Origin of the sequence: Arenibaculum sp., from assembly GCF_035998295.1 — a bacterium.
GTDB lineage: Bacteria > Pseudomonadota > Alphaproteobacteria > Azospirillales > Azospirillaceae > DASYHS01.
Map to the genome: position 1 here is coordinate 1 of NZ_DASYHS010000197.1, position 2555 is coordinate 2555.

At 72.1% G+C, this 2555-nt stretch carries 2 protein-coding genes; one reads left to right on the forward strand and one right to left on the reverse strand.

Annotated features, from left to right (window positions below):
• Positions 1-10 precede the first annotated feature (10 nt).
• Positions 11-1252, reverse strand: a complete 1242-nt coding sequence (locus VGO20_RS19470) for an extracellular solute-binding protein (RefSeq protein ID WP_327504044.1) — start codon at positions 1250-1252, stop codon at positions 11-13.
• A 156-nt stretch (positions 1253-1408) separates the two neighbouring features.
• On the opposite strand from VGO20_RS19470, the gene VGO20_RS19475 reads away from it, so the two are divergent.
• A partial coding sequence (locus VGO20_RS19475; protein WP_327504045.1) for an MFS transporter occupies positions 1409-2555 on the forward strand: 1147 nt, incomplete at its 3' end.

Sequence of the window (2555 nt, forward strand, 5' to 3'; positions counted from 1 at the left end):
GCCGGGACCATCAGCGGGTCAGGCGCTCGACCTCCGCCCGGACGTCCCGGAGGATGCCGTCCGGCTCGCCCTGGCCGAGCGTGGCCGCGGTCACGGCCGAGCGGAACGCGTCGTTGGCGCGGATGCCGTTCGGGCCGGGGAAGGAATACCACTTCGTGATGATCGGGATCTGCGCGGCGGCGGCGCGGAAGTCCGGGTTCTCCTCGTAGAAGCGGCCGAGCAGGTCCGGCTCCTCCGCCGCGCGGCGGTTCGGCGGCAGGTAGCCGGAATTGCGCACCACGATCGCCGAGCCGAGCGGGCCCGACAGGAAGGAGACGTAGCGCCACGCCGCGTCCTGCCGGTCCGGGTCGCTCGCGAAGACCATGTTCGCATTGCCGCCCGCCGGGACGCGGCCCTCGGGCACGCCGAGCGGGAACGGCGCCACCGCCAGCGGGAACCGCCCGCCGACCTGCTCCTCGTAGCGGGTCAGGAACGAGGTCGAGTAGAGCAGCACCCCGAGATTGCCGGCATAGAAATCCTGCTGCGCCTGGTCCTGGCTGTAGGTCGGCATGCCCCGCTTCGCGACCAGGTCCGGCATCATCGCGAAGACGCGCCGCCCGGTCTCGTCGTCGAAGGCGAAGCCGTCCGGCCCGGCCATGGCGCCGCCATGGGAGAACAGCAGCGCCTGGTACAGGAAGCTGCCGCCCTCGTCGTAGTTGATGAAGAAGGGGTTGGGCGCGGACGGCAGCCGGCCGACCGCGTCCGCCAGCTCCATCAGCTCGTCCCAGGTCCGGGGCAGCGGGCGGTCGCCCCAGCCGGCCCGGGCCACGATGTCCATGTTGTAATAGGCGACCGGCGTCGAATAGGCGAGCGGCAGCGCCGCCAAGCCCGACGGCGTCGTCCCCATCTCCAGCATGTCGGGGGTGAAACCCTGGGCCACCGCGTCCGGCAGCTTCGCGACCAGGGGCGCCAGCGGGACGTGGACGCCGCGCTCGGCCACCGCGTCGATCAGGTTCAGCCCCTGGTTCGAGACGTCCGGCAGGCTGCCGGAAGCGGCGGCGCGCAGCACCTTCTGGGCCGATTCCTCGTAGCTCTGGGTCGGCGCCAGGAACTCGACCTCCACGTCCGGGTTCCGGCGCTCGAACTCCTCGGTCGCCGCCTCGAAGATCCGCTCCATCCAGTGCGGATACTGGACCGTGATCGTCACGGCCGAGGCGGGAGTGCCGGCCGCCGAGGCGATCAGGACGACGAGTGCGGCTGCGAGGGTCTTCATGGGCGCTGCATCCTTCGGAACGATACGCGGCAAGGCATATCACATTATGTCATATCCATAACCCGGGATTCTTTCCACCGTGAAGGATGATGTCCTTGAAACGGCGCCCTTCGCGATCGGCCGACGAAATGCTACATCGGGCGCGGGGAGGAACCGATGCGCCGCGCAGGGCTGATAGTCGACGTCTATTACGCGGCGCTCTACGCCCCGATCGCGGTGTCGCTGACCTTCCTGCCGGTCTGGATGCGCGGGCTCGGCCTGTCGGAGCGCGATATCGGCCTGGTCGGGGCGATCGGCATCGCGCTCAGGGTCCTGGCCTCGCCGGTCGCCTCGCACGCCGCCGACCGCCTGGGGCGGCGCAAGCCGCTGCTGCTGGCGCTGGTCGCCGGCGCCGGGATCGCGTCCGGCTTCTACCTCGCGGTCGAGACCTTCCTCGGCGTGCTGCTGGTCTATGCCGCGACCGGGATCTTCGCGTCGTGCATCGTGCCGATCGGCGAATCGATCGCGGTGCCGAGCATCCGCCGCCTCGGCCTGGACTACGGCATGGCCCGGCGCTGGGGCTCGATCTCGGTGGTGCTGATGTCGGTCCTGCTCGGCGGCGCGGTCGACGGCTCGGGGGCGGCGATCGTGCCGTGGTTCCTGGTCGCCTCCTACGTGCTGCTGCTGCCGGCGGCGGGCCTGCTGCCGGAAACGGCGGCCCCTGCGGAAGCGCCGCGGCCGCGGGCCCCGGTGGTCGAGATCCTGCGCGATCCCTCCTTCGTGCTGCTGCTGGGCAGCGCCGCCCTGGTCCAGGGCTCGCACGCGGTCTTCTACTTCTACGGCAGCTTCCTGTGGCTCGACGGCGGGATGTCGGCGACGGCGGTCGGCTGGCTGTGGGCGTTCGGCGTCGGCTGCGAGGTCGCGGCGTTCTCGGCCTCGCGGCGGCTCGGCGGGCGCTTCGGCACGGCGGGGCTGATCGGGATGGGAGCGGCGGCGGGGCTCGCGCGCTGGTCGCTGCTGGCCTTCGACGACGGGCTGGGCACGGCGGTCGTGGTCCAGCTTCTCCAGGGCGGCTCGCTGGCGCTGACGCAGGCGGGGGCGGCGCGCTTCATCGCGACGCGCGTGCCCCCTGGACTGGTGTCGAGCGCCAGCGGCGTCTATTTCGCGTTCGGCTACGGCATCTTCAGCGCCGTCGGCGCCTATGCCGGCGGGCTGGTCTTCTCGCGCGCGGGCGGCCTCGCCTTCCTGCTGGCGGCGGGGGCCTGCGCGGTCGCGCTGGCCTGCGCGCTCCGGCTGCCGCGCGGGGCGCAGGAGGCGGCCCGGC

Excerpts from the sequence above, each read along its gene's own strand:
- VGO20_RS19470 (WP_327504044.1), bottom strand. The coding sequence starts at position 1,252 with ATGAAGACCCTCGCAGCCGCACTCGTCGTCCTGATCGCCTCGGCGGCC.